General features: G+C 70.2%; 17 protein-coding genes and 2 pseudogenes. 12 read left to right on the top strand and 7 right to left on the bottom strand.

The window, feature by feature from the left end; all coding sequences use genetic code 11:
• Window positions 1-93: 93 nt before the first annotated feature.
• Both H613_RS0119715 and H613_RS0119710 read left to right on the top strand, forming a co-directional pair.
• The gene (locus H613_RS0119715; protein ID WP_211234896.1) at window positions 94-2,532 is read left to right on the top strand and encodes a LuxR C-terminal-related transcriptional regulator; all 2,439 of its coding nucleotides are present in this window, start codon (window positions 94-96) and stop codon (window positions 2,530-2,532) included.
• A complete protein-coding gene (locus H613_RS0119710) occupies window positions 2,529-3,041 on the top strand; it encodes a hypothetical protein (RefSeq protein WP_026925141.1) in 513 nt (170 codons plus the stop codon). Before H613_RS0119715 ends, H613_RS0119710 begins: the two co-directional genes overlap by 4 nt.
• A gap of 15 nt (window positions 3,042-3,056) precedes the next feature.
• On the opposite strand, the gene H613_RS0119705 is transcribed toward H613_RS0119710, so the two are convergent.
• Both H613_RS0119705 and H613_RS0119700 read right to left on the bottom strand, forming a co-directional pair.
• The gene (locus H613_RS0119705; RefSeq protein WP_035738691.1) at window positions 3,057-3,755 is read right to left on the bottom strand and encodes a DUF6319 family protein; all 699 of its coding nucleotides are present in this window, start codon (window positions 3,753-3,755) and stop codon (window positions 3,057-3,059) included.
• A gap of 230 nt (window positions 3,756-3,985) precedes the next feature.
• On the bottom strand, window positions 3,986-4,528 hold the full coding sequence (locus H613_RS0119700; RefSeq protein WP_035738689.1) for a hypothetical protein: 543 nt from the start codon (window positions 4,526-4,528) through the stop codon (window positions 3,986-3,988).
• A 120-nt stretch (window positions 4,529-4,648) separates the two neighbouring features.
• Between H613_RS0119700 and H613_RS0119695 the strand changes: the two genes are divergently transcribed.
• Window positions 4,649-5,035 carry a DnaJ family domain-containing protein gene (locus tag H613_RS0119695; RefSeq protein ID WP_026925138.1) on the top strand — a complete coding sequence of 129 codons (387 nt, stop codon included), beginning with the start codon at window positions 4,649-4,651 and terminating at the stop codon, window positions 5,033-5,035.
• Window positions 5,036-5,081: 46 nt separating this feature from the next.
• Here the strand turns inward: H613_RS0119695 and H613_RS0119690 are convergent, their stop codons facing one another.
• Window positions 5,082-5,825 carry an SAM-dependent methyltransferase gene (locus tag H613_RS0119690; protein WP_026925137.1) on the bottom strand — a complete coding sequence of 248 codons (744 nt, stop codon included), beginning with the start codon at window positions 5,823-5,825 and terminating at the stop codon, window positions 5,082-5,084.
• Between the two features lie 70 nt (window positions 5,826-5,895).
• Here H613_RS0119690 and H613_RS32825 point away from each other — a divergent pair.
• A pseudogene (locus H613_RS32825) lies at window positions 5,896-6,108 on the top strand (putative quinol monooxygenase); the annotation flags it as partial.
• A 99-nt stretch (window positions 6,109-6,207) separates the two neighbouring features.
• Here the strand turns inward: H613_RS32825 and H613_RS0119685 are convergent.
• Complete coding sequence (locus tag H613_RS0119685; protein ID WP_035738687.1) at window positions 6,208-7,191, bottom strand: NAD(P)/FAD-dependent oxidoreductase; 984 nt, start codon at window positions 7,189-7,191, stop codon at window positions 6,208-6,210.
• 86 nt (window positions 7,192-7,277) lie between these two features.
• Between H613_RS0119685 and H613_RS0119680 the strand changes: the two genes are divergently transcribed.
• Complete coding sequence (locus H613_RS0119680; RefSeq protein ID WP_026925135.1) at window positions 7,278-7,883, top strand: helix-turn-helix domain-containing protein; 606 nt, start codon at window positions 7,278-7,280, stop codon at window positions 7,881-7,883.
• Between the two features lie 118 nt (window positions 7,884-8,001).
• Complete coding sequence (locus H613_RS0119675) at window positions 8,002-8,733, top strand: response regulator transcription factor (RefSeq protein ID WP_035738685.1); 732 nt, start codon at window positions 8,002-8,004, stop codon at window positions 8,731-8,733.
• Here H613_RS0119675 and H613_RS27855 read toward each other — a convergent pair.
• A complete protein-coding gene (locus H613_RS27855) occupies window positions 8,720-9,478 on the bottom strand; it encodes a polyphosphate polymerase domain-containing protein (protein ID WP_211234895.1) in 759 nt (252 codons plus the stop codon). The genes H613_RS0119675 and H613_RS27855 overlap by 14 nt on opposite strands.
• 8 nt (window positions 9,479-9,486) lie before the next feature.
• The gene (locus H613_RS27850; RefSeq protein ID WP_035738681.1) at window positions 9,487-10,083 is read right to left on the bottom strand and encodes a DUF4956 domain-containing protein; all 597 of its coding nucleotides are present in this window, start codon (window positions 10,081-10,083) and stop codon (window positions 9,487-9,489) included.
• A gap of 139 nt (window positions 10,084-10,222) precedes the next feature.
• Here H613_RS27850 and H613_RS0119660 point away from each other — a divergent pair, with 139 nt between their 5' ends.
• The gene (locus H613_RS0119660) at window positions 10,223-11,851 is read left to right on the top strand and encodes a CotH kinase family protein (protein WP_026925133.1); all 1,629 of its coding nucleotides are present in this window, start codon (window positions 10,223-10,225) and stop codon (window positions 11,849-11,851) included.
• A gap of 44 nt (window positions 11,852-11,895) precedes the next feature.
• On the opposite strand, the gene H613_RS27845 is transcribed toward H613_RS0119660, so the two are convergent.
• Window positions 11,896-12,957 (bottom strand): coiled-coil domain-containing protein, encoded by a 1,062-nt coding sequence (locus tag H613_RS27845; RefSeq protein WP_156926148.1) that lies wholly within the window; start codon window positions 12,955-12,957, stop codon window positions 11,896-11,898.
• A gap of 274 nt (window positions 12,958-13,231) precedes the next feature.
• On the opposite strand from H613_RS27845, the pseudogene H613_RS32235 reads away from it, so the two are divergent.
• From H613_RS32235 to H613_RS31090, 5 genes and pseudogenes are all read left to right on the top strand, one after another.
• Window positions 13,232-13,960, top strand: a pseudogene (locus H613_RS32235) (TnsA-like heteromeric transposase endonuclease subunit).
• 106 nt (window positions 13,961-14,066) lie between these two features.
• On the top strand, window positions 14,067-15,962 hold the full coding sequence (locus H613_RS0119645; RefSeq protein WP_026925132.1) for a TnsB C-terminal domain-containing protein: 1,896 nt from the start codon (window positions 14,067-14,069) through the stop codon (window positions 15,960-15,962).
• A complete protein-coding gene (locus H613_RS0119640) occupies window positions 15,956-16,966 on the top strand; it encodes a TniB family NTP-binding protein (protein ID WP_026925131.1) in 1,011 nt (336 codons plus the stop codon). Before H613_RS0119645 ends, H613_RS0119640 begins: the two co-directional genes overlap by 7 nt.
• Complete coding sequence (locus H613_RS0119635) at window positions 16,963-17,871, top strand: TniQ family protein (protein ID WP_026925130.1); 909 nt, start codon at window positions 16,963-16,965, stop codon at window positions 17,869-17,871. The genes H613_RS0119640 and H613_RS0119635 overlap by 4 nt, the downstream gene beginning before the upstream one ends.
• Before the next feature lie 36 nt (window positions 17,872-17,907).
• A partial coding sequence (locus tag H613_RS31090; RefSeq protein ID WP_051393471.1) for an ISAs1 family transposase occupies window positions 17,908-19,085 on the top strand: 1,178 nt, incomplete at its 3' end.

The following is a 19,085-nucleotide window of genomic DNA, read 5'->3' as shown; positions in this document are numbered from 1 at the left end:
GAGGCGTCGGCGATCGGTCGACTGACAACGACGATACAAACCGCAGGCGCCCCGTCGCCTCCCCCATTCGTGCCAGAGCGTAAAGGAGCCCCCTTGGCAGCCCCGTCGTCTCCCGTCCCCGGACTGCGCCATCGGCCCCCACCAGCCGAAACGGGGGCAGCGGCGCCCCCTGCCAGCCGAGACGACGCCCTGCGCCGCGCCGGTGCCGCCCTGACCGGCACCGGCCTGGTCGTCTTCTGCGGTCCCCCCGGATGCGGGCGCACCCATCTGCTGGAGCGGCTCGCCGCGGCCAGCGCCCGCCCCGTCCACGCCGGCGGCGGCCTGGCGATGCTCTCCGGCGCCCCCGCCCTCGCGCTGGAACGCGCCACCCGCGCCCGCATGCCCGCCGACGACCTGCCGCTGCTGGCCGAAGCGGTCTACTCCCGCACCCGCGGCGGCGTCCTGATCATCGACGACCTGCAATGGTGCGACGCGGCCACCATCGCCGTCCTCCCGACCCTGGCCGAACGCCTCCCCGTCGCCGCCGCCCTGCGCCTCCCCAGCCGCCTGCCCGCACCGGCCCGCGACCGCCTCATGGCCGCCGCGACCGTCATCGACGTGCCCGAGCTGACCGACGCCGAAGCCGAGGCGCTCATCCGCACCGCCGCCCCGACCCTGCCGGCCCACCGCGTCGCGGCCCTCGCCGCCCGCGGCGGGCGCAACCCGCTCGCCCTGACCGCACTGGCCAAGCGCGCCGGGGACGCCGAAGCCGAACTCGACTTCGACGCGCTCGCCGACCCCGCCGCCGCCGCGGCCGCCGCGATCGCCGACCTGCCCCGGCCCGGCCGCACCGCCCTGGCCGCCCTGGGCCTGCTCGGCCGCCCGGCCCACCCCAGCCTCCTCGGCGACGGCGCCGAACTCCTGCTCGAGGCGGGCCTGGCCGTCACCGAAGGCCAGCACCTGCGCCCGGCCAGCCCCTGGATGGCCGAAGTCGCCGCCGGCATCCTCGACCCCGCCGCCCGCACGGCCATGCACACCCGCCTGGCCGAGGCCACGACCGGCCTCGAATCGGCCCGCCACGCCCGCGCCGCCGGGCTCGACGACCAGGCCCTGGCCGCCGCCGTCGCCACCGCCGAGGCCGACCCCAGGCCCTCGGCCCGAGCCGAAGCACTCCTCATCGCCGCCGACCTCGATCCCAAACGACGCGTCCTGGCGGCCCGCGCCGCCATCGAAGCCGGACGGCCCCGCGCCGCCCTGACCGCCCTGGGCGACGCGGCAGCAGACGGGGCCGACCCCGAGGCGGCCCTCGCCCGCGCCTGGGCCCACCTGTCGTGCGGCGAGGCCGCCGCCGCGGCCGCCGCACTCGAAAGCGCCCCCGCCGGGCCCGAACGCGACCAGCTGCGGCTGCTCAGCGCCCCGCCCGGGAGCCGGGCCGAGCTCGCCGAGCACCTGCGCGAGCAGTGGGGCACCGCCCCCGCCCATGTCGGGCTCGCCGCCGCGCTCGCCGGCGACGACCCCGAAGCGCTCGCCGGGGCCGAGGCCGCCGCGCTCGCAGCGGGCGATACGGCCTGCGCGAACTGGTGCGCCTGGAGCCGCGTGATCGCCCTGGCCGACGCCGCCCGACTCCTGGAGGCCGAAACCGCGGCCCGCGCCGCCGCCGCCCGCTGCGCCGAGACCGGCGCCTACTCCTGGCAGACCCGGTTCCTCGCCGCCGCCGCCTGGTGCCTGGTCCTGTCCGGCACCGGCCTCGACCATCTCATCGCCACCGCCCAGTCCCTGGCCGACCACGCCCTCCCGGCCGTGGCCGACACCCTCATCGTCGCCGCCCTGGCCCTGGCCGAAGCCGACACGGGCGCGCTCGGCACCGCCCGCGCCCGCCTGGCCCGCCTCGCCGACCCGCCCGCCGCGCTCACCTCGCTGGTCGCCTGGCTCGAACACGAGACGGCCTGGCTCGACGGCCAGCCCGGCCCCGAAGCCACCGGCGGCGACGGCGGCCTGGTCGGCGGCCTCGCCCACATCACCGGCCGCTGGATCGCCTACGACACCGGCACCGACCCCGAAGGCGGCGCCGGCGCCTGGCCCGCACCGGTCGAGGCCACCCTCCACGCCTGGGACTCCGCTCGCGGCGAGGCCTTCACCGCCGCCGCCGACGCCTGGGACGGCCTGGCCGCTCGCGAACAGGTCCGCTGCCTGCTCGCCCTCGCCGCCCACACCCGCGAAGCCGCCGCGGCCATCGCCGCCCTCGAAGCGGCCGAGGACATCGCCGAACGCCACGGCCTGACCGTCCTGGCCGGGCGCGCCCGCCGGTCGCTGCGCCGCCACGACGTGCGCCGCGACCGCCGCTCAGCGCGGGGCACCGGCGGATTGACCGACCGGGAGATCGAAGTGCTGCGCCAAGTCGCCGCCGGGCACCCCTCCCGGCGGATCGCCGAGATCCTCGGCATCACCGCCGAGACCGTCGAGACCCACATCCGCTCGGGCATGCGCAAACTCGGCGCCAAGACCCGCACCGAGGCCGCCGTCCTCCTCGACGCCACCGGCGGTGCGGCATGAGCGAGACCCTCCCGCTGCACGTCGTGGCCACCGGCTCCGACGCCGACGCCCTGGTGCGCCGCTGCACCGCCGCCGGATGGAAGGCCCACCGCGGCTTCGCGCTGCTGGAGCCGGCCTGGGACCTCGCCGAGCGGCGCCTGGTCGCCCACGGCACCGTCGCCGACGAGCACACCGCCTCCCAGGCGGTGTTGGCCGCGGCCCGCGGTGCGGGCATCGTCGCCGTCGCGACCGGCCGGGTCGCGCTCGCGCTCGCCGCGGACCTGCGCCGCGTCGGCCCCCTCGGGCTCATGCCCGGCAAACCCGAACCGACCGACGGCCTCGACCTCGACCTCGAGCAGCGGGCGCTGCTCAACCGGCTCGCCGCCGGGTCGACGATCGCCGCGGCGGCCGACGCCGAGTTCGTGTCCCTGCGCACGGCCAACCGGCGCATCGCCGCGGCCCGCCAGGCCCTGGGGGTGAAGACCACCCGCGAAGCGGTGATGATCTACATCAAGCACGCCCGCGGGTGAACCGGCAATACGGTGTTATCCGAGTTCGGCCAGGCGCGCCTCGGCCTCTTCGAGGCGCTTGCGCAGCGCCGCGGCCTCCTCGGCGGCCTCGGAGCGGATCCGGTCGACGACCTCGGTGACCAGCTCGGTCACCTCGGCCGACTCGGCGGCCGCGCACATCGACAGCGCCGCGGTGTGACTGACGGCGACCCCTTTGACGAGGGTGCGCGCGCCCTTGGCGGCCGCGACGGCCCACTCGCCGTCCTCATAGGTCAACGTGACCGTCAGCTCGGGGTGCTTGTCCTTCGCGGACCGGGCCCTGGTGGTCTTCTTGCGGGCCGGTGCGGCCTCGGGCTTGGTCTCGGCGGCGGTGTCGGACACGGTCTTCCTCTCGGTGGCCTTGGCGGTCTTCTTGGCAGGTTCGGGGGCGTCGGGCAGCAGGCCCGGGCCCGGCGGCGGCGCGGGCGCTTCCGGCGCCTGGCGCGGCCGGGGCGCCTTGGTGCGCGCGGAGGACTCTCCGCGCTCGGGCAGGCGCAGCTCGGCGGGGGAGAACGGCAGCTGGTCCGAGCCGAACGCGACCAGGACGAAGTCGCCGTCCCGGGCCTCGTCGAGCGCGACGACCTTCCCGGACTTCCCGGCGACCTGCCCGGCCGATTCGGTGAACATCACCTTCGGTTTCTTCCCTTGCGCCAACACCGACTCCAGATGGGTGATGTCGGCACTCGACAGTGACATCGCGGGCTCCTTCGGCATCGAGCGAGCCGGTCAGGCTCTATGGGCTTCGTGCATCCTCCAATACCTATCGCACGCCTGTGACACCGCCCTGGGACCGCACGACGAGCGTCGGCGAGGGCGCTGTCGCATGCGGCCATCGGCCCAGCCGGGCCCGGCGCCGCGGCCATGACAGTCGCCCTCGTCACCGAGCCGTCCCTGCCCCAGGAGCGGGGCCGCACGCGCCGGGCCGATCATCGGCCGCTGCGAGCGGGCACCGGCCGCCGCGCCGCACCCCGCGCCGGCGCCTGCCGCTCGGCCCGGCGGGGTCTCCCGACCGCTCCCCACGGCTTGACGTACGACAGGACGATCGCGCCGATGTAGACCGCCGAGGACACGATCGGGCCCATGACGACGTCCTCGTCGAGGGCGAGCAGCCGGCCCGGGTCGACGTCGGCGGCCAGCTGCGCGAGCGAGGGACGCAGCAGCACCAGCGTGAGCGTGAAGGTGGCGCAGGTGGCGATGAGCTTGACCAGGACCCACCGGTAGCGCAGGCTCCAGCGCGTGCCGAGGGTCAAGACCAGGCCCGAGGCGAGCGCGGTCGCGCCGATCGGGACGGCGATGGTGGAGGCGAGGATCGACATGGCCGTGGCCGAGGCGAACTGGACCTCGGCCTCGCCGGTGGTCAGGACCGTCAGGCCCAAGACCAGCAGCGCCAGGCTCAACCCCAGCCAGCCGACCGAGGCGGCCACGTGGACGATGATGACGGCACGGTAGGTGCGGCGTGAAAGTCTCATGCCTTCACCATCGCCGCCCCGGCCCCCACACGCATCGAAGCGTGAACGTATTCGCCGCTACGACCAGACGCTGACATCGCGAGCGGCGGCTACCATTGCGGCAGAGGTGAGGAGGCGGTCATGAGCGACCGGCAGATGCGCGGCGTCGAGCGGGCCATCCGCGAGGCCGAAGCGCGCGGCGAGTTCAAGAACCTGCCGGGAGCGGGGAAACCGATCCCCGGCATCGGCAAGCCCGCGGGCGAGGACTGGTGGCTGCACCAGCGGGCCACGCGCGAGAACATCGGCGCCGAGATCCTCCCCCCGGCGCTCAAGCTGCGCAAAGAGGTCGACGACCTCCCGACCGCCCTCGACGCGCTGCCGACCGAGGCCGAGGTGCGCGAGGCCCTCGCCGACCTCAACGCCCGCATCCGCAGGGCCCTCATCGGACCGATCGAGGGGCCCCCGGTCGCCTTCGGCCTCGTCGACGTCGACGAGGCCGTCGCCGCCTGGCGCTCGCGCCGCGCTTGAAGGCGAAACGGCTGCCGCCGGTGCCTCGCCGCAAGGGCGGGAACCGCTAGCGCGGGCGGCCGAGCGTCAGGTAGGCGAAGCCGAGCAGGCGCCGGTGCCCGCGCAGCCACCAGCCGCGATGCTCATCGGCCTGCTCGCGAATCCCGTCGGCTCCCGGCGCGCCGGGGTGGGCGAGGAGCCACGTCTCCCAGTCGGCCAGGAAACCGGACTCGAAGTCGTCCCATTCGGACTGCTCGACCGCTTCGACGCGCAGCGGCCGGAACCCGGCCGCGATGGCGGCATCGACCAGGCCAGGCAGTTCGAGCATGTCCTCGGCGCTCGTGTCCGGCCACAGCCGCTCCAGTTGCGCCCGGGTGGGCAGCTGCTCCCAGAACTCCTCGCCGAAGACCAGGCGCCCGCCGGGTTTGACGAGCCGGTGCAGTTCCGTCAGGGCCGCCGCCGAGTCGCCGAAGGCGTGCGAGGCGCCGATGCACACCACCAGGTCGGCCGGTTCGGTCCACGCCCGGCCCTGATGCTCGATGAACGCGACCCGGCCCTCCAGGCCGCGCTCGGCGGCGTTCGCTCGGCCGCGGTCGAGCAGTTCGGTGTCGGCGTCGATGCCGGTGGCCGACGCTTCAGGCAGGGCCTGGGCCAGTCGCAGGAGCAGTTCGCCCCAGCCGCAGCCGATGTCGAGGATCGTCGCCGGGCGCGATGCGGCCAGGTTCGCGACGAGGCGGTCGGCGCGCCGGGGCGCGATGGGGGAGTTGAAGTCGAGGTGGCCGTATCGAGCCGGCCGTGGAACAGCAGTCACAGGGTCGCACTCTAGGAGCCCCGTACCGTGGCGGCAACCGAGAAACGGCCCCCGGGCGTAGCGTGGCGCCATGATCGTCGTCCACGCGTTCCTCTACAGCCGGCCCGAGACCCGTACCGCGTTCGCCGAGGCTTTGCGGCAGTTGCAGGCCGCGACCCTTGCGCGGGACGCGGGATGCCTGCGGTACGCGTGCTCGGTCGACCTGGCAGACCCCGACCGGTTCGTGTGCCTCGAACAGTGGACCGACGCAGGCAGCGTCCGGGCCCATCTGGCCGCACCCCATCATGTCGAGGCCGACGCGCTGCTCGACCGGCTGCGCGCCCGCCCCGCCGAAGTGCGCGTCTTCACCGCCGCGCACACCGACCTGGAGCACCCCCGCGGATTACAAGGTCAGCGCCTGGCGGCGGGCCCTCACCGCCCGCGCCGTCTCGGCCTCGACCAGGTCGGCGTTGATCGCCCCACCGGCGCGCACGCCCGATTCGGCGGCGCCGATGACCTGCGCCATCGGGCTGGCCACGTTCCCGGCCACCCACACGCCCGGCACCGATGTCGCCCCGGTCGCATCGGCCTCGACGTAGGTGCCGATGAGGTGGCCGTCGCGGCGCAGCTCGGCGCTCGCGAGCCCCAGCCCGTCCAGGACGGCGGCGGTCGCGGTGAACACGGGGGCGACCCCCAGGGCCCGGCAGGCCACCGTGGCGCCGTCGGCCAAGGCGACGCCGACGAGACGGTCGTCCTCGATCTGGAGGGCGGCGACCTCGCCGTCGATCACGGTGATGCCGCGCGCGGCCAGCCGCTCGGCGTCGTCGGAGCCGAAGACGGGCGCGGTGTGGCGCAGCACCGTCACCGTCTGGCTCCACTGGCGCCACAGCAGCGCCTGGTGAACGGCCATCGGGCTGGTCGCCAGCACCGCGATCGGCTCGTCCCGCACCTCCCAGCCGTGGCAGTACGGGCAGTGCAGGACGTCGCGGCCGAACCGCTCGGCCAGGCCCGGCACCGGCGGCAGACGGTCGACCAGGCCGGTGGCGACCAGCAGCCGGTCGGCACTCACCGCCGTCCCGTCCTCCAAGGTCACGGTGAAGACGCCGTCGCCGCGCTCCAGGCGCGATGCGGCCCCTTCGACGATCGCGCCGCCGAAGCCGCGGACTTCGGCCCTGCCGGCCTCGACCAGGTCGGCGGGGGCGATGCCCTCGCGCGTCAGGTAGGCGTGGACGCCCTCGGCGGGGGCGTTGCGCGGGTGTCCGGCGTCGACGACCAGGACGCGGCGCCTGGCTCGCGCGAGCACCAGCGCGCCGCTCAGTCCGGCGGCGCCGCCGCCGACGACCACGACCTCGTAATGCCGGTCCCGAACCGTATCGATCTGCTGCATGATTCCTCCTCATCGGTGATGCACCGATCGTGAACCCTAAGGCGAACCAGTGGCAAATATCTTGCCGTTTCGGCAATAATCGAGGCATGGCAGACGACGACTTCACCGACGTCCTCACCGGCGTCGGACCCCGGCTCAAAGACCTGCGCCGCGAGCGGGGCACCACGCTCACGCAGCTGTCCGAGCGCACCGGGATCTCTCTCAGCACGCTCTCGCGGCTCGAAGCCGGGCAGCGCAAGCCCACGCTCGAATTGCTGCTGCCGCTGGCCAAGGCCCACGGCGTGCAGCTCGACGACCTGGTCGGCGCGCCCGCCACCGGCGACCCGCGGGTGCACATGCGCCCGTTTCGGCGGCACGGCCAGACGTTCGTGCCGCTCACGCGCAACCTCGGCGGCCTCCAGGCGTACAAGCAGATCCGCCCGGTCGACCCCGACGCCGACCGGCCGCTCGCCCAGCGCGTCCACGAAGGCTACGAGTGGCTCTACATGCTCTCGGGGCGTCTGCGTCTGGCGCTGGGGCCGCACGACTTCGTCATCGGGCCCGGCGAGGCCGTCGAGTTCGACACCCGCGTCCCCCACGCCTTCGCCAACCCCGGGCCCGAGCCGGCCGAGTTCCTGGGGATCTTCGGCCCGCAAGGGGAGCAGATCCACGTCAAGGCCCGCTCCGCCCAACGGCGCGACCCGGCCCCTTGAGCCCGGCACGAACGGGCACGGCCACCTGCGCGAACACCCCGAACACAACAACGTCCCATACCAAAATTTACATAGACAAGCGTGGATATATAGGGAATGTCGGGTTTAAAATGTTCACGTGGAGTTCAACCTTGAAAAACCACGGCTGAGCGGTTCTGACTCCACCCTCACTAGGATCCTCACAGCCGACCCCGACCCCAACGTCCGGGGACTACTCAACCTCGCATGCCGACTCGAAGGCTGGCGCACCATACCGGCCCACGACGGCGCGACCACGCTGACCCGCCTCAGGCAGCAGCGCCCCGACCTGGTCATCACCGAACTGTCCATGCCCGACGCCGACGGCATGGTCCTGATCGGACAAATACGCTCCGAATTCCCCCGCACCCCGATCCTCGTCCTCGCCCAAGCACACGGCACCGGACCCCGCATCGGATGCCTCGCCGCCGGAGCCGACGACCACGTCACCAAACCGTTCCACCTCGAAGAGGTCATGCTGCGCCTCAAAGGCCTCCTCAGACGCAGCGCCGCCCCACCCCAGGAGACACCACCGCCCCGCCTCGTCGTCGGCGACCTCGAACTCGACGAAGACGCCCGCGAAGCCAGCCGCAGGGGCGTGGCCATCGACCTCACCGACACCGAATTCCGGCTCCTGCGCTACCTCATGCGCAACCCCCGCCGCGTCCTGAGCAAGCACCAGATCCTCCACCAGGTCTGGAACTACGACTTCCAAGGCCGAGCGAGCATCGTCGAGCTCTACATCTCCTACCTCAGACGCAAAATAGGCCACCGCGAATCACCCCTGATCCACACCGTCCGCGGCGTCGGCTACGTCCTCAAACCCAAATGAGCCGCCCCGGCTTCCACCCGAAATGCAGGCGCAGCGTCCGATTCCACTTGTTCGCCGGCAGCCCCGGATTGAGAAAGGCCATCCCCGTCCCGTACTTGCTCATCGAACACGGCCGATACCCCGCCGCCCACAACCGCCGATCCAACGGCCCCGACGCCCCCGGACTCTTCACCTCCACCACCGCCACCTCCGGACTGAGCGCACCCACCCGGCCCTCGAAATCCTCGAACCGCAACTCCGTATCGCACGTCAGACGCGCACCCGTGGGCCGGTGCAGCACCGTCGAGCGCACATACCGCGTCACCAGCACCGGCCCCAGCGCCGCCGCCGGCACCGGCACCGCACCCGAACCCTCGATCCGCGAGCGGCCCTCGGCGCTGAGCCGGTGCCGATCGCCCAATGCGTACGCGAACCGCCGCTTGACCGTCGCCGCACCCTCACGCGTCTTGATCTCGAGCATGCACTGCCCCGAATCCAGATACGTGCGCGTGCGGACCTTGAACCGACGCCGCCGCGACCGAGCCGTGGCCAGATAACTCGGCAACTGCGGCGCATCGAAGTACACCGACTCGTAGTCGAACCGGCGGCACCGGTCGATCTCCAGCACCGCCAACTCACCACCCGCATCGCGCAGCAACGCCGCCACATCCTCCCGGTCGACCAGGTACTTGCGATCCACCCTCGTCTGCAGCTCGGCCACCCGCAGCAGCTCATCGAGCCCCACCGGCGCCAACGAACCGAACACGCCGGACCTCACCGCGCCAGCACCGAGGCCCGCGGCCCCGCCCGGTCCGAACCGGCCGCGAGCCGGTAGGCGACCTCGACGGTCTGCGCATCGCGCACCAGATCGGTCTCGACCACCTCGACCCGCACGATCGACGCCGCGTCCAGCAGCTCGGCCAACCGCGCCTCCAACTCCGCACGCGAATGGAACACCCGCTCCAGCACCACCCGCTCATGCCGGTACCGCCGATGCAGAAACGGCTGGTCGATCAGCGCCATCACCGCCACCACCAGCAGCCCCAGAGCCGGGCCCGCCCACGGCGAGGCCAGCGGAATCCCGCACACCAGCCCGATCGCCAGCGACCCGAAGTAGTAGCACACATCGCCGTGGCTGATCTCCGCCGAACGCAACCGGATGATCGAGAGCACCCCGAACAGCCCGATGCCCACCCCCATCCCCACATCCGCGCCCAGCAGCGCCGTCACCACCGCGTACACGCCCACGTTCAACCCGACATAGGGGACCACCATGTCCCGCCGGCGATGGCGCCGGTAGTAGACCCCGAACACCAGAGCGCTGATGAGCGCCAGATCGGCGACCAGACCCGTCAATCCGAATACATCCATGCACCGATTTATAGGGCCCGAACCTATGCGCCCCCTATGAACCCCGCACCTTTCCATAGGCTTTCCATAGCGCCCGTTGCTACGGTACCGACCACACTCGACCCAACGGAACACCCTTCCGAGCCTGGAGGCGCCACCGATGCAACCGATCAAGCGGACACTCGCGGCCATCACCGCCGCACTCACACTCGCGATAGGACTCACAGCGGCCCCCGCCGCCGCCCAAGACGACGACACCCCGCAGGCCAGCCCCCTATGGGACTCATCGGTCATCCACGACCTGCGGTTCACCGTCGACCCCGACGCCTACACCGCCATGGTCCAGGCATACATCGACACCGGCGACAAGCAATACCTCGAAGCCGACGTCACCATCGACGGCCGCACCTTCCACCAGGCCGGCGTCAAACTCAAAGGCCAGTCCAGCCTGTTCGGCATCACCCCCGACACCCCGCCCACCGACCTCTCCTGGCTCATCCGCCTCGACAAATACGTCGAACAGGACTACGACGGCTACCAGCGCTTCGCCGTCCGCTCCAACTACACCAGCTCCTCACTCAACGAAGCGCTCTCCCTGCGACTGCTCGAACAAGCCGGCCTGGAGACCACCGACAGCTTCCCGACCGCCTTCAGCGTCAACGGCGAGACACCGCAACTGCGCCTGATCGTCCAAGAACCCGACAAGACCTTCGACCACGAGCACTTCCCTGCCCCCGACGGCTCCAAAGACGGCGGCACCCTCTACAAGAAGCAATGGGACGTCGACTTCTCCTACCTCGGCGACGACCCCGACGCCTACGACGGCGCCTGGGAACCCAAAGGCGGCGACGAGGACAACTGGCAGCCACTGCTCGAATTCGTCGACTGGATGAACAACGCCACCGACGCCCAATTCGCCGCCGAACTCGACACCCGCATGGACACCGACGCCTTCGCCAGATACCTCGCGGTCGAAGACCTCATCCTCAACTGGGACGACATCGACGGCCCCGGCCAGAACGGCTACTTCCGGTGGACCCCCGCCACCGACCTGATGACCATCGTCCCCTGGGACCACAACCTCGCCTACGGCATCTTCCCCGAACCCCCGCCCCCCGGCACCTTCCCGACAGCGGGGGACCGGCTCCCGATGACCATGCAAGGCGACTTCGAAGCCGCCCAACGCACCACCTGGGGCTGCCCGTGCGTGGCCAGGGCACTGGCCGTACCGCAATTCCGCGAACGCTACGAGCAGACGTTCTACCAGCTCAAAACCGAACTGTACGACTCCGGCCTCGCCCAGGCCGCCCTCGACGAACTCGCCGCGCCACTGGCCCAGTCGGGCCTGATCGACCAAGCGAACCTCCAGCAGGACCTCGCCCAGATCGAGGCGGTGTTCACCCAGGACCTCACCCCGCGCACCGGAGGAAACTGGACCCCCGCACCGGGAGACCCCGATGACCCGGACGACCCGGGGGAGCCGCCGACCGACACCGGCTGCACCGCCGCGATCGACGTGGTCAACCAGTGGGGCTCGGGCTGGCAGGGCAACATCTCGATCACCGCCGCCGACACCGACGTCGACGGCTGGACGCTCGACTGGACCTGGCCGGGCGGCCAGCGCCTCACCAGCCAATGGAACGCCGACGTGACCGCCACCGGATCCACTGTGAGCGCCACCGACGTCGGCTGGAACGCCCACATCGCGGCCGGACAGACCATCGAAGCCTGGGGCTTCGTCGCCTCCGGCACACCCGCCACACCCGCGGTGACCTGCACGGCAGGCTGAAGCGCGGGCCCCGCACCACCCAACCGGTGCGGGGCCCGCCCCTTTTACACGGCCTCGTCCCGGCTCCGCTCCAGCAGCGCCTCGGCGGCCAGCGCCCGCTCCCGCCACGCATCGAGCCCGCGCAGCGCCTCGGCCCGCTCAGTACCCGCCGCCGCCAGTTGCGCGGCCAGCACCCGCTTATCGGAGGCCAACGCTTCGACCTCACCGCTCTTGCCCGCCAGCGCCTGACGCGCCGTCTCGACGTCTTCGGCCGACCGCTGCGCGTCGCGGCGCGCGACCGCCAGCTCCGCCAGCAGCGTCTCGACGCGGCCCCGCTCGGCATCGCGCGCCTCGGTCAGCGCCTGGGCCCGTTCATCGGACCGGCGCAGCGCCTCCTCGGCGGCCCTGACCGCAGCGGCCGCCTCGGCCGCGGCCGCCTCGGACCGCTCCCGGACCGCTTCGGCCTCACCGCGCGCCTGCACCGCGGCGGCCTCGGCTTCGGCCCGCACATCGAGCGCCCGGTCGCGTTCGGCACGCGCCGCGACCGCCGCAGCCCGAGCGGCCTCGGCCTCGTCCAACGCCCCCTGACGCTCCGCATCCGCCGCCGCGGCCGCCGACCGTGCCGAGGCCGCCTCGGCACCGGCCTCCTCGGCGGCCTTGAGCGCGGCGAGCCGGGCCTCGACCGCCTCCTTGGCCCGCGCCTGGGCCTCCCGAGCCTCGCCGGTGACCCGTTCGACCTCGGCCTTGGCCCCGGCGAGCGCCTCGTCGAGCGATTCGGACCGCCCGGTCGCCTCGTCGCGCTCAGCGCGGGCGGCGGCGACCGCTGCGGCGGCCTCGCCGCGGACCTCGGCGAGGCGGGCCTCGACTTCGGCCGGGTCGGTCTCGGCTCTGAGCGCCTCGGCCAGCGGGGCGAGCGCGGCGGTCATGGACTGCTCGATCTGCTCGTAGAGTTCCTCGGCGCGGGCGAGCGCGCCTTCGAGTCCGGGAGTGGCGCGACGCAGTTCCCGCTGCCGCTTGGCCTGCGTGGCGCAGTCGCCCTCGGCGCAGTACAGGCGCGGCCGCCCGCGCCCGCCGACCTGAGGAACCGGTTTGCCGCAGCGCTTGCACAACGTAGCTGTTTTCGTCATGGCCACACCCTACCATTATTAATTTCCGTTTTTGATAAATAAAAAATAGAAAAATAAGCGTGTCTCCTCTCGATACATAACTCACGAGAAGGGACGTTCCCGCAAGTTATGCATCTGGGGGCCCGCCGGAGCACCGCCGATCCGACGCCCGCTGTCCGGTCTCATTCGTTCGGGGGCAGTCTCGTTTTAGTTGGGGTATCCGGGGGTTGTCTCAATTTAGGTGAGGCACGTATGCTGAGGTCCGTTCTGCTCCTCACCATCCTCGGAGTGGCCTGTGGCTACTGGTGTCTGTTTCCTGCTCGATTACCGCGATGCTGTCGGTAATCGAGTCACGGAGCCCTTGACGCGCTGCTGGAGCGAGCGGTTCGAGGACGCCGAGCCGGTGCGCGGGTTCGGTTACTTCCCTGGTCAGCGTCATTTCCCAGGCCTGTGGTGGTTCGCGAGTACCGGTCATCATGTCGGCTTCGAGTCATGGCTCGAACGCGATCACGTGATGCGACTCGACTTTGACCCCGAGGTGGTCGGGCTCGCGTCGCAGCCGTTCCGGCTGGTCTGGGACGAGACCAGCCATGTCCCCGACTACTTCGCCCGGCGCGGAGACGGTTAGGCGCAGGTCATCGACGTCCGCCCCGACGACCGGATCAAATCGCGCGACGTCCTGAAGTTCACCGCGACCGCGGAGGCCTGCAAGATGGTCGGCTGGTCGTATGCGCGCGTGGGCGAGCTCGATGCGACGGTGAAGGCGAACTTGAGCTGGCTGGCGGGGTATCGCCATCCCAGGTTCGGTGATCCGGTTCTCACTCAGCGACTTCGCGGAGCGCTGGAGACGCCGGTTTCGGTGGTCGACGCGATCGCCGAGGTAGGCGACTGGATTCGGGTCGCGCCGACGCTGTTCCATCTGATTTGGTCCGGAGCTATTGAGGTCGACCTGGAGACGGGCCTGCTGGGCCAGTCGAGCCGAGTGATCTGGAGGAACGCCGATGTCGGTCTCGCGGCCGGGTGACATCAGAGTCGACGCGCAAGTCAAGCTCGGCGAGGAAGTCTGGACGGTGATCGGCGTGTCCGACGGCCGGGTTCACCTCGCCGGCGCTGCTGGACGTCGCATGTCGATGCCGTTGCCGCAACTGCTGACAGTTCCGGGGTTCGAGCTGGTCGGCGCATCGCGAGCACCGTTGCCGCCGCAGGGCCCGCTGGATCTGCTGCCCGAAGCGGCGGCCACGAAAGCCAGATGGTGGGAGGACCACATCCTGGCCGTCATCGAACCTGGCGAGGAATCGACCGGGCTGTCGTTGCGGCAGCGGGAGATCGCGAAAGTCGCTGAGCTTGTCGCGGCAGGGCACGAGGTCCGCCTGAACGTGTTCCAGCGGATGCGCCGCCGCTATGAGACCGAGGGCGTTTGGGGGCTGGTCGACCAGCGGCAGGCCCGCCGCGGCGGTGCCTACACCGACCAGCGGGTGCTGGAGGCGATCGACCAGGCCATCGATGAGGAGAAAAACCGCTCGACTGGGACCGCTGACCGGTTGCGGCGCCGGGTCGTGAAGATCCTGACCGAGCAGAGCCTGGACGCGGAGGAGCTGATGCCCTCGCGGGCGACGTTTTACCGCCTCATCGAACGGGCCGCGAAGGGCAAGCACACCTTCGGGTCCGCTCAGACTCGCAGGTCACTGGCGAAGCGCCCCGACGGGCCTTTCGGGTCGGTGACCGCTACGCGACCGGGCGAGTGGATGCTGATCGACTCGACCCCGCTGGACGTGCTAGTCCTGCTCGACGGCGGCCTGGTCGAGCGGGTCGAACTGACCTGGGTGTTGGACTGGGCGACCCGGTCAATCACCGCGTCCGTCCTGCGGCCGTCGACGAAAGCGGTTGATGCGGCGCTGTTGCTGGCCCGCACCCTCACTCCCGAGGCGATGCGCCCGGGTTGGTCGGACGCGTTGCGGATGCGTAGTTCAGTGCTCCCCCACGCGCGCCTAACCGCGATCGACGAGCGGCTCGAGCACGCCGCCGCCCGTCCGGTGGTCGTCCCGGAGACCATCGTGGTCGACCACGGCAAGATCTACCGGTCGCGCGCTTTCGACAATGCCTGCCGGGCAATGGGCATCAATGTCCAGCCCACCCACAAGGGCTCGCCTTGGGAGAAAGGCGGGGTTGAGCGGTCCTTCGATTCGCTCAACTCCCTGTTCGTGCAGCACATCGCCGGGTTCACCGGCCGCAGCGTCGAGCACCGCGGCAAGACCGTCGAAGCTGAAGCGAGGTGGTCGATCGGCGAGCTCCAGGACCTGCTCGACGAATGGGTGGTCGCCTTCTGGCAGAACCGGCCCCACGATGGGCTGCGCCACCCGGACGCGCCCGGCATCGCGATGAGCCCGAACGAGCAATACGCCCACCTGGTCGAGACCGCCGGCTACGCCCCGGTCCACCTCGGAGCCGACGACTACATTGAGCTGCTCCCGGCCGAATGGCGGGTCATCAACACATACGGCGTCAAGATCAACCACCGCCGCTACGACGCGGCCGCGCTCAACCCCTACCGCGGTCAGCACTCCGGCGTCGAAGCTAAGAAGGGTCTCTGGGAAGTCCACTTCGACCCTTACGACGTTTCCAAGGTCTGGGTCCGCAACCACCATGACGGCGGATGGGTCGCCGCCGACTGGACCCACCTTGGCACCTCCCCCGTAGCGTTCGGCGATCACGCCTGGGAGCACGCGAAACGGCTCCTTGCCGAGCAAGGCATCTCTCGCCCCGCTGAGGCGGCGATCGCCGAAGCCGTCGAGGACCTGCTCACCCGCGCCGAAATCGGTCCGGCCCGGAAACCGACGGACGCGGACAAGGTTGCGGCCCGAACCCGCGCCACGGCGCCCGAACCCAAACCGCTTTCCGCCTCCGAGCAACTCCATGACCCTCCGGCCCCAACCGAGCCCGACGAGGACGGTGACGACGAGTACCTGGCTGAAGTAGTGCCCCTGCCCGTCTTCGACCCCTACAAGGAGTCCCTAAAACGATGGTGACCGAGACGCAGACGCCGGTCGACAACGACCGGCGCGACACCACCATGACGTTGGAAGGATGGCGGCGTTTCGTCGATGCGCCACAGATGAGCTTCGAACTGCTCGATCGCGAGAAATGGGAAGGGCTCGACGACGATACGCGGTTCGACTACGACGAAGCCCGAATCAGCTACCACTCAGAGCTGGTCATAGTCACCACCTCGTCGGTCCGCGAGGCGGTCAACCGCGGCCGGATGCTCACCATGCTCAACCGCCGCGAGATCAGCGCCCGGCGAGGCATGATCGTCTCAGGGCCGCAGACCACAGGCAAGTCCACAGCGCTCAAGGAACTCGGGCGCGTTCACGAACTCGCGGTTCGGAGACGCTACAACGACTCGAACCGCATCCCGGTCGTCTACGTCACGACACCGCCGAAAGGGTCGCCTCGCAAACTCGCCGCCGAGTTCGCCCGTTTCCTGGGATTGCCCGGCATCAAACGCGCCTACAACACCACCGACATCTCCGATGCGGTCTGCCAGGTCCTCATCCAATCTCGCATCGAACTCGTGATCGTCGACGAGATCCACAATCTCAACCTCGCCACCGCCGCGGGCGAGGACATGTCCGACCACTTGAAGTACTTCGCCGAGCACCTCCCAGCAACGTTCGTATACGCCGGCATCGACGTCGAACGCTCAGGGCTGTTCACCGGCATTCGCGGGAAGCAACTCGCCGGTCGCTGCACTCTCCTCCACACCGGACCATTCACGCGCTCCGACGAATGGCTGAGCCTCATTGCCACCCTCGAACAGGCCCTCCGACTTCACCAGCACCAGAACGGAACGCTCGTCAAGCTTGCTGACTACCTCCACCAGCGAACTGGCGGCATGATCGGCAGCCTTTCCCACCTCATCCGCCTCTCGGCGATGGCCGCGATCATGCAGCAAACCGAGGCGATCACGCTCGACATCCTCGAGCAGATCGATATCGACGTCATCGCCGAGGGCAACCGACACCGCACATGATCGTCCCGACAATCGCACGGTTCAGGCGGCTCCCCCGCCCTGTCAGGCCGTTCCCGAACGAGGTTCTGTACTCCTATCTGCACCGCCTCGCCGGCTCCAACTTCCTCAACCCGAAGGTCTTCTACAGAGAAATCCAGCAAAGCACTTCGAAATCCGAGACACTCGCGCGCCTGACCGGCGTTCCCGAACAGCATCTGCATTTCGCGCTGCCCGAGCTCGACATGTCCGCGCTCACCCTCAGGCTCGTCAACCGTCGGCGCTTCTGGGAACAGGGACCGCCCTGCCGCTTCTGCCTAGCCTCCAGAGGGATCATCCCTACTGATCAAACGGTCCGGATCTGGATCCCGGTCGACCACCCCATCTGCCTTCGACACCGGATCTGGGTCCGAGACGACTTCAGCCGACCGGGATATCAGCTGAGCGTTGCAGAATTCCCGGACATCGTCAAAGCACAAATCCGTCATCGACGATTGACCAACCGATTCGGCCCGGGTCCCGTTGAGGAGATGGTCGACCTGGCCGAACAGACACTCCAAACCGAGACGCTCAGCTTCCGTCCAAAGCCATCCGAAGTCGAACTTCCTTACGACCGCAGAATCAGCAGGTTCCGTGAGCTCGATGAGGACGCCGAACGCTACCGCAGTTTCCAGGAAGCCGCCTACTACCCCGAAGTGGTCACCCTAACCGCCATGATGATCTCCCCGTACTGGCGGTCGGTCGTCTCCAACGGAACGCTTGGCCAGAAGACACGATTCTTCCAAGAGCTTCAACGGGTCGGCGTGATCCGCAGACCGCTCCCGAAGGACATGGCCGTCTTCGAGCACTGGCAGGGCGTAAGCAAAGTCGGTTCGGGTTCGTGTTTCCGCTGGCCAGGGCCGCAACTGAAGCAACGGTTCCCTCGTTGAAGACGATGGACTAGATCTGTCGTCAGGAGGAAACCGTTGCGGGACAAGACTCTCACGCTCGATGTTTGGTGGACTGATTTCGCTGGGCATGTCGCACAGATTCCGGACCCGAGATCGGCGCGCGGCGTGCGTCACCCGTTCGGCGCGACGATTGCCCTGGCCTGCGCGGCAATGCTCGCGGGCCGGAACTCGATCGCGTCGATCGAGCGGTGGGCGAGGGACGCCCCGCAAGCGGTCCTCGCCGCAGCCGGAGCGAGGAACGTCAACGGCCCGTTCGGGACCCGGTTCTACCCGCCTGGCTATGACACCTTCCGGCGCCTGCTTGGTGAAGCGGTCCCCGAAGGCGTCGCTTCCTTGGCCGCCGCGGCCCGTCAGCTCGCATTCGCACCCGACGACCAGATCCGCATCGACGGCAAACGCCTGCGCGGGGCCGCGCCCGGCAAAATAAAGCCGTTGCTGGTCGCCGCGCACGACTCCGCCGATCGGGCACTCGGCCAAGTCCTGGCCCTGGACAACGACGAGCACGCCGCCGCCCGCCACTTGATCGATATCCTTGGTCTTGAGACCGCGCTGATCAGCGCGGACGCCCTGCACTGGTGTGCGGAGACCGCCCAGGTCGTCATCGACCGCGGTTTCGATTATCTGCTGTGCTGCAAGGGGAATCGACCCGAACTGTTCGCGCAGATCAATGCGCTGCCCTGGGCCGGGATCGACAACGCCTGGGAGGCCCGCGGCTCGGGGCACGGCCGAGATGAGACGCGCACGATCAAGATTCTCGCCGTCGGCGGCGCGGTCCGGATCGGCTTCCCCGGCGCTGCCCAGGTCGCCAGGGTGCGCCGGTGGCGGCGGGATCGCCGCACCGGGGAGTCCAGCCACGAGACGGTGTACTACCTGACCAGCCGTGACTTCCGGGCGTTGCGCCCGGCCGAGTTCGCCGCCGCGGTGCGCCGCCACTGGGGTATCGAGGCATGGCATTGGCTGCGTGACATGGTCTTCGGCGAGGACGCCTCGAATCTGCGGTCGGGCTTCGCGCCGCAGAACCTCGCGAGTCTGCGCAACCTCGCCATCGCGGTCCTGAAAGCCGTTGGCGGCCAGTGCATCACCGCGTTGCGCGACCGGATCGCGAACCACCCCTACACGCTGCCCCTCGAAATCCTCGGCCTCGCACTCATCGAACAGACTTTTCAACCGAGACGACTTTGCTTACGCCCTGG

The sequence above is a fragment of the Glycomyces arizonensis DSM 44726 genome, from assembly GCF_000482705.1.
Lineage (GTDB): Bacteria > Actinomycetota > Actinomycetes > Mycobacteriales > Micromonosporaceae > Glycomyces > Glycomyces arizonensis.
The sequence above is the reverse complement of the archived record's forward strand: the minus strand, read 5'-3'. Positions and strand labels throughout refer to the sequence as shown.